Source organism: Streptomyces sp. NPDC127177, assembly GCF_042672475.1.
In the GTDB taxonomy this organism is placed as follows: domain Bacteria; phylum Actinomycetota; class Actinomycetes; order Streptomycetales; family Streptomycetaceae; genus Streptomyces.
This window is the reverse complement of sequence record NZ_JBHXUW010000118.1, coordinates 1-7571: the sequence shown is the minus strand read 5'-3', so window position 1 is coordinate 7571 and position 7571 is coordinate 1. Positions and strand designations below refer to the sequence as shown.

5 protein-coding genes are annotated in these 7571 nt (G+C 68.7%); 1 reads left to right on the top strand and 4 read right to left on the bottom strand.

What is annotated here, in order from left to right; genetic code table 11:
* Positions 1-40 precede the first annotated feature (40 nt).
* The 4 genes from ACFVJX_RS35825 to ACFVJX_RS35810 form a co-directional block, all read right to left on the bottom strand.
* Positions 41-1636, bottom strand: coding sequence for an MFS transporter (locus ACFVJX_RS35825; protein WP_384136836.1), 1596 nt, complete (start codon positions 1634-1636; stop codon positions 41-43).
* 129 nt (positions 1637-1765) lie between these two features.
* Entirely contained in the window at positions 1766-3316 is a 1551-nt protein-coding gene (locus ACFVJX_RS35820) for an AMP-binding protein (RefSeq protein WP_384136834.1), read from the bottom strand.
* On the bottom strand, positions 3285-4349 hold the full coding sequence (locus tag ACFVJX_RS35815) for a helix-turn-helix domain-containing protein (protein WP_384136832.1): 1065 nt from the start codon (positions 4347-4349) through the stop codon (positions 3285-3287). Before ACFVJX_RS35815 ends, ACFVJX_RS35820 begins: the two co-directional genes overlap by 32 nt.
* An 11-nt stretch (positions 4350-4360) precedes the next feature.
* Positions 4361-4597 (bottom strand): acyl carrier protein, encoded by a 237-nt coding sequence (locus ACFVJX_RS35810; protein WP_384136830.1) that lies wholly within the window; start codon positions 4595-4597, stop codon positions 4361-4363.
* Positions 4598-5196: 599 nt separating this feature from the next.
* Here ACFVJX_RS35810 and ACFVJX_RS35805 point away from each other — a divergent pair.
* A partial coding sequence (locus tag ACFVJX_RS35805; RefSeq protein ID WP_385746736.1) for a type I polyketide synthase occupies positions 5197-7571 on the top strand: 2375 nt, incomplete at its 3' end.

The following is a 7571-nucleotide window of genomic DNA, read 5'->3' as shown; positions in this document are numbered from 1 at the left end:
GCAGGGGAGCCAGCCCCCTTCTTCGTCGTGTCCGGCCGCCTCAGCCCGCGGTGGGCTGCATGTGTCCCTGAGCGGGGACGGTCGCCGGTGCGTCGATGTCGTACGGGTCGATCGGCTCGCCCGTCTCGATCGGTACCTTGCGCAGCAGCAGGGCGACGATCGCGGCCATCACCACCATGGCGGCGGCTCCGGACATCGCGGCCACCTGGAGACCGTGGGTGAAGGCCTCGCGGCTGGCGGCGAGCAGATCGGCGCCGATCGCGGCCGGCTGCTGGGCCGCGACGGTGGCCGCGCCACCGATGGTGTTGCGTACCGCGCCCAGCGCCTCGCCGCCGAGACCGGCCGGGTTCACAGCGTTCATGTCATGGCGGTAGATGGCGGATCCGATGCTCCCGATGACCGCGAAGCCGAACGCGCTGCCGAACTCGGTGAACGTCTCCGATGTGGCGGTGGACGATCCGGCGTGCTCCTTCGGCGCGGAGGTGACGACGATCTCCGCCGTGAGCGTCTTCGAGGCCGTCATGCCGGCCGCCATCAGTCCCACGCCCACCAGCAGGACGGCGACGTTCGAGTCCACGGTGAGGCGGCTCAGTACGCCGAAGCCGATGGCCATCACCAGCATGCCGCTGGCGACCAGATAGACCGGCTTGACCTTGCGGGACAGGGCCGATACGAGGCCGACCGCGATCCCGATCGCCGGCATGACCGCCATGGACCACAGGGCCGCGCGGAACGGCGTCATGCCCAGCACCATCTGGAGGAACTGGTTGGTCAGGATGCTGACGCCCATGAACGAGAACATCACCATCAGGTTGGTGATGATCGCGCCGGTGAAGCCGCCGTAGCGGAAGAGCGAGATGTCGATGAGCGGGTGGGTCGTCATGCGCTGACGCTGCACGAAGGCGATGAGCAGGACGGCGCCGACGGCGGCCCAGATCGCGGGGTCACGGGACCAGCCGTCGACGGCCAGCTCCTTCAGGCCGTAGATGAACGGCATGATGCCCGCGACGGACAGGAACGCGCCGAGCACGTCCAGCTTGCCGCGCGAGGGGTCGCGCCGCTCCGGCAGCAGGATCGGGGCCAGGATGAGCACCAGCACCATCACCGGGGTGTTGATCATGAAGACGGAGCCCCACCAGAAGTTGTTCAGCAGCAGGCCGCCCACGACCGGACCGATGGCCGCACCGGTGGCGAGGGTGCCGCTCCAGGCGGCAATGGCCGACTTGCGCTGCTTCGAATCGTGGAACATGTTGCGGATCAGGGCCAGGGAGGTGGGCGTCAGCGTCGCCGCGCCGAGCCCCAGCAGGGCGCGTGAGCCGATGAGCATCTCGGGGCTGTCCGCCGTCGCGGCGAGCGCGGACGCGACGCCGAAGATCAGTGCGCCGATGATCAGGAGCTTCCGCCGGCCGAAGCGGTCGCCCACCCAGCCCATCGTGATCAGCGCACCGGCCAGCACGAAGCTGTAGATGTCCATGATCCACAGCAGCTGGGTGGCGCTCGGCTTGAGTGACTCGCTGATGGGCGTGATCGCGAAGCCGAGTACCGAGATGTCAATGGCGATCAGCAGGGTGACCAGGACGATCACCACGAGGCCGAGCCATTCCTTGAGCCCTGCCCTGGGCTTGATTTCTGTCATGGCAAACGTCCATGCCTTCCTGCGTCATGACCCTGAGTACGTAACACGCTGAGCGTACCAGGTACGCGTAAGCGTGTCGCGTACTCATCGACGGCGGAATGAAGCCGCGAGGCCCCGTTCCCCGGGGTCTCAGTGCGGTCGGCCGAGGAGCTCCAGCGCGCGGCGCTGCAGTGTCCGGCGGTCGATCTTCCGATTGGTGTTGAGGGGAAATTCCGCGATGTGGAAGAAGTGCTGGGGGAGTACGGCCCGGGGGAGCGTGCGGCTGAGCTCGCGGGCCAGGGCGACCGGCGGCACGCGCTCCCCGGTGTGGAACGCGGCCAGGGTGATGCCCTGATCGGACGGCATCGGCACCGCGACGGCGTCCTCCACTCCCGGGCACCGGCGCAACGCCTCGTCGATCTCCGCGAGTTCGACCCGGACGCCACGGATCTGAACCTGCTGATCCAGTCGGCCGAGGTAGAGCAACTGCCCGTCCTCGCCCAGCCGGATCCGGTCACCCGTCCGGTAGTAGCGGGTACCGTCCCGGTCGAGGAACCGGCCCGCGTCATCCGCCGGGTCCAGATATCCGGCGGTGAGCTGCGGGCCGGCCACACACAGTTCGCCCTCCGACGACTGGGGTTCGCCATCGGCCCCGACGAGCATCCACGCGTGCCCTTCGTGCACCGGCCCGATCGGAACGACACCCGCGACCGCGATCCGCGGCGACGTCTCACGGGACCACCGGTGCCGGGTGATGGTGATGGTCAGTTCGGTGGGGCCGTAGAGGTTCTCGACGGCCGAACCGTCCGCCGCGCGCTCCCAGTCCGTCGCGTCCTGACAGGTCACCGCCTCGCCGGCGAAGAAGCTCCAGCGCAGCGAAGGCATTGCACCGTCCGCGAGTTGGCCGGTGCGCCGGATCAGGCTGATCACGCTGGGGGTGGAGAACCAGACGGTGATGCCCTGCTCAGCGACGAAGCCGGGGAGGTCCCGGTAGGCGCCCGCCGGCACGGCCACCAGCGTGGCACCGGCGCCCCACGCGCAGAACAGGTCGAACATCGCACAGTCGAAGTTCAGATCGAAGTTCTGCGAGAACACATCGCGCGGGCCGAAGTCGTACCTCGCGTCGAGGAGACCGAAGTAGTGGGCGCCGTTGGCTTGCGTGACCGGCACCCCCTTGGGCCGGCCGGTGGAACCGGAGGTGAAGAGCACATAGGCGATGTCGTCGGGCGCGACCGGGTGCGGGCGGGCCAGGCGCGAAGCCGGATCGGGGGCGACAACCCCCTCGGTGCCCTCCGCGGCCCCCTCCAGCAGGGCCGGCAGCCCGACGCCCTCCGCACGCAGCCCGTCCAGAGCCGTCGCCGCGTCGGCGTCCACGATCAGCGCCTCCACCCCCGCGGCCTCGATCATCTGGAGGGTACGGAGCACCGGGAAGGAGGGCTGTAGCGGAACCATCGGCACCCCGGTGAACAGGCAGGCCAGAATGCCCGTGTAGGCGTCGAGGCCCTTGCCCGCGACAACACCCACCGCGGCCGGACGCTCAGGGAGCGCGGCCAGCAACGAGCCCGCCCAGGTCAGCGCCCGGTCGTACAGCTCCCGGTACGTCAGCGAGGCGTCGCCGGCGCGAATGGCCACCCCCTGAGGGGACTGCGCGAGTCCGCGCAGGAAACGGTCATAGAGGGCGTGGGCCGACGGCTGGTCCATGAGTGTTCCCCGGGTGGCGATGGATGGATGAGGTGGAGGGGCGCTCGTCGCCCGCGAGGAACCCGCCGGACATCGGGGCGCCGAGTGACTCGTACGGGGCACCGCGACGGACATCTGCGGGGGAGCGCGGGGGCTGGGCGTCGGCGGGGGAGCGCGACGGCCGGGCCGACAGGGGGATGGACTCGGCCGCACCGGGGCGCGGCGCCGGGCCGGTCATCTGCAGGAGGACCTCGGCGACATCGGCCCAGGAGGACGTGGACGGTGTGTGGTGCAGGACGACCCTGGGATTTCTCGCGAGCCACTCGCGCACCTCCCTGGGACGCGCCCGCACGTTCCCGTCCAGGAGCACGTGCAGCCCAGGAGATGAGGGGTAGGTCTGGACGACCGCATCCAGGAGGTTCAGGAACGCGACCTGCGCGGAGACCCTCTCGCCCCCCGGGCCGGGCCGGTTGAGCAGCAGAGGCCGGACCCTGTCCTCGGGCCGGTGTCCCGGCCGGTCATCCGCCCGCAGGACCACGGCCCTCCACGGCGACGCGCGACAGACACCGACGACACCGCGGTGCGCGCCGGGCGGCAGGGGCGGCACGGCGGGCAGCCGGAACGTCTCGGGGTGATGCGGATGCACCCCCCACTTGCGCCACACACGCGAAACCGTGGAGTGGGCGATTCCCAGCTCGCCCGCGAGCAACCGCGAGGACCAGTGCGGAGCCCGCAACCGGGCCGGAGGCGTGCCGCCGTCGCAGAGCGTGGCCACGAGCACCGCCACCTCGTCCACTGTCGCGGGGCGGCCCGGCCTGGGCAGGTCCCCCAGAGCCGAGATGCCCGAATCCTCGTAGCGGGAGCGCCACTTGAGGACGGTCGGACGGGACACCCGCAGCAGAGCGGCAACCTCTGTGTTCGAAGCGCCCCCTGCCGCGAGCAGCACGATCCGCGCCCGCCGTACGAGCCCGGCCGGCGCGGTCGACATGCGGGTCAGCGCCTCCAGCCGGGCCCGGTCGCCCTCCTGCAGACGCAAGGGCGGTACGCCATGCATGTCCGCGACCCTCAGCGCAGACGTTGCAGCGAGTCCCAGAGGGTATGCGGGGTCTCGAATATCTCAAGAGAGAGCGATTCGTCGCGGAAGCGTACTTCGTAGGCGGATTCGAGGCCCGCGAGGAGCTCGATCATCCCCAGCGAGTCGAGACCGAATTCACGCAGTTTCATGTCGCCGGTGATCGGCTCGTCCGGCGAAAGGAAGGACAACTGCTTCCGAAGGAGAATGTCGAACTGCTCATCCCACATGATGACTCCGGTTCAGGTGCGAAGGAGTGGATGGTTATTCCGGGATCGCCGGACCACGGCCGGACCGCACCGGCACCGACGCGCGGGACCGTCCGCGGAAAGCGACGGAAGGAACGAAGGGACGACCACGTGCGCGGCGGTGCGGAAACGGTGGAGGCGCCGGAACGAAACGGAAACGGGCCGGCCGCCCGTGTGCCCGGCAGGAATGGGGTACCGCGACCCTCGACGCTAGTCCCGGCGGCCCCGAACCAGTACCCCTACCCGCCCCTATGAACGACCCGCACCGAGGCTGTCCTCGGCTGCGGTGCCGGCGTAAGCCATCCGAAGACGTATGCATCCTCGCAGGTGGGGGCGGTAGCAAGGTGCCCCGTCGGTGGTCCGCTGGGCGCCCGAACGACCCTGCGACCCCATCGCGGCTCTGGGGTGGGCCGGGGTGGGGACAGGGGGCCGATTGTGGGGACCCGGGACACGACTAAGGGGTGGGCAACAGGTCCGTCGGCACCGTAATTTTCCGAGTGGCCCACTCTTCCATCTCTTCATTCCGCCATTTACCCGGGTCCGCGGTCCGCTGAACGTCATGACACAGGAGGGCATGCTCGGTGAGTAACGAGGAAAAACTTCTCGAGTATCTGCGCCGGGCGACAGCCGACTTGCGTGACATGCGCAAAAGGCTCGCTGCCGCCGAACGCAAGTCCACCGGCGAGCCGATCGCGGTGGTGGGGATGGCGTGCCGTTATCCGGGTGGTGTGGGTTCTCCGGATGAGTTGTGGGATCTGGTGGTTGAGGGTCGGGACGGTGTGTCGGGGTTTCCGGTGGACCGCGGGTGGGATGTGGAGGGGTTGTACGATCCGGAGCCGGGGAAGCCGAATCGTACGGTGACGCGTGAGGGTGGTTTCCTGTATGACGCGGCTGATTTCGATGCCGGGGTGTTCGGGATCTCGCCGCGTGAGGCGTTGGGGATGGATCCGCAGCAGCGTTTGCTGCTGGAGGCGTCCTGGGAGGCTGTGGAGAGTGCGGGGATCGATCCCCTCTCCCTGAAGGGCAGCAAGACCGGCGTCTTCGCCGGCCTGATGTACCACGACTACGCACTGGGCACCGAAGCGGCCGCCACGACCGGCGGCAGCCTGGTCTCCGGTCGTGTCTCCTACACCCTTGGCCTCGAAGGCCCGTCGGTCACCGTGGACACCGCCTGCTCGTCCTCACTTGTGGCCCTGCACCTGGGTGCCCAGGCGCTGCGGTCCGACGAGTGCTCGATGGCGCTGGTCGGTGGCGTGACGGTGATGACGACGCCCGACATGTTCCTCTACTTCAGCCACCAGCGCGGCATGGCCAAGGACGGCCGCTGCAAGTCCTTCGCAGCCGAAGCCGACGGCACCGGCTGCTCGGAAGGCGTCGGCGTCCTCATGCTGGAGCGCCTCTCGGACGCGCAGCGCAACGGACACCCTGTGCTCGCCCTGGTCCGGGGGAGCGCCATCAACCAGGACGGCGCCTCCAGCAGCATGACGGCTCCGAATGGTCCGTCGCAGCAGCGGGTGATTCGTGCGGCGTTGGAGAATGCCGGGCTTGGGACTGCGGATGTGGATTTGGTGGAGGCGCACGGGACGGGGACCCGGTTGGGTGATCCGATCGAGGCGCAGGCGTTGTTGGCGACGTATGGGCAGGGTCGGGTTGACGGTGACCCGTTGTGGTTGGGGTCGTTGAAGTCGAATCTGGGTCACACGCAGGCGGCTGCTGGTGTGGGTGGTGTGATCAAGGCGGTGCAGGCGATTCGGCATGGTGTGTTGCCGAGGACGTTGCATGTGGATGTGCCGACGCCGCAGGTGGATTGGGATGCGGGAGCGGTGGAGTTGTTGACGGAGTCGCGTGCGTGGCCGGTGCGGGATCGGCCGAGGCGTGCTGGTGTGTCGTCGTTCGGTCTGAGTGGGACGAACGCGCATGTGATTGTGGAGCAGGCGCCGGTGGTGGAGGAGCCGGAGGCGGTCGACTCTGTTGAGTTGCCGGTGGTTCCGGTGGTGTTGTCGGCGCGGAGTGATGCAGGGTTGTTGGGTCAGGCGGGCAAGTTGCTCGGGCAGCTCGATGCTTCGTCGTCGTTGGTTGATGTGGGCTTTTCGTCGGTGGTGTCGCGGGCGGTGCTGGAGCATCGTGCGGTGGTGGCGGCTGCGGATCGTGAGGAGTTGGTGGCTGGTCTGACCGCGCTGGCTGAGGGCGGGTCGTCGTCTTTGGTGGTGCGGGGGTCGGTGCGGCCGGCCGGTGGGACGGCGTTCCTGTTCACGGGTCAGGGTGCGCAGCGGTTGGGGATGGGTCGGGAGTTGTACGGTGCGTTTCCGGTGTTCGCGGAGGCGTTCGACGCGGTGCTGGCGGAGTTGGATGCCAGGCTGGGTGTGAGCCTGCGTGAGGTGGTGTGGGGTGAGGACGCTGATCTGCTGAATCAGACGATGTTCGCCCAGGCCGGCCTGTTCGCGGTCGAGACGGCCCTGTTCCGGTTGTTGGAGTCGTGGGGGGTGCGTCCGGACTTCCTGGTGGGTCATTCCGTCGGGGAGATCGCGGCGGCGCATGTCTCGGGGGTGTTGTCCCTGACCGATGCGGCTGAACTTGTGGTGGCTCGTGGTCGGTTGATGCAGGCGTTGCCGTCGGGTGGGTCGATGGTGGCGGTGGAGGCGACGGAGGCGGAGGTTCTTCCGCTCCTGAACGACGCGGTGGGCATTGCCGCGGTTAATGGTCCGCGTTCCGTTGTTGTTTCGGGTGCGGAGTCGGCGGTTGCTGATCTGGTGGGGAAGTTTGCTGGTCAGGACCGCAGGTCGAGTGTGTTGCGGGTGTCGCATGCGTTCCATTCGCCGTTGATGGAGCCGATGTTGGCGGAGTTCGGTGCCGTGGTGGCCGGGCTGACGTTCGGCGCCCCGTCCATCCCGGTGGTGTCGGGTGTTTCCGGGGATCTGTCGGAGGGGTGGGGTTCGGCGGAGTACTGGGTGCGGCA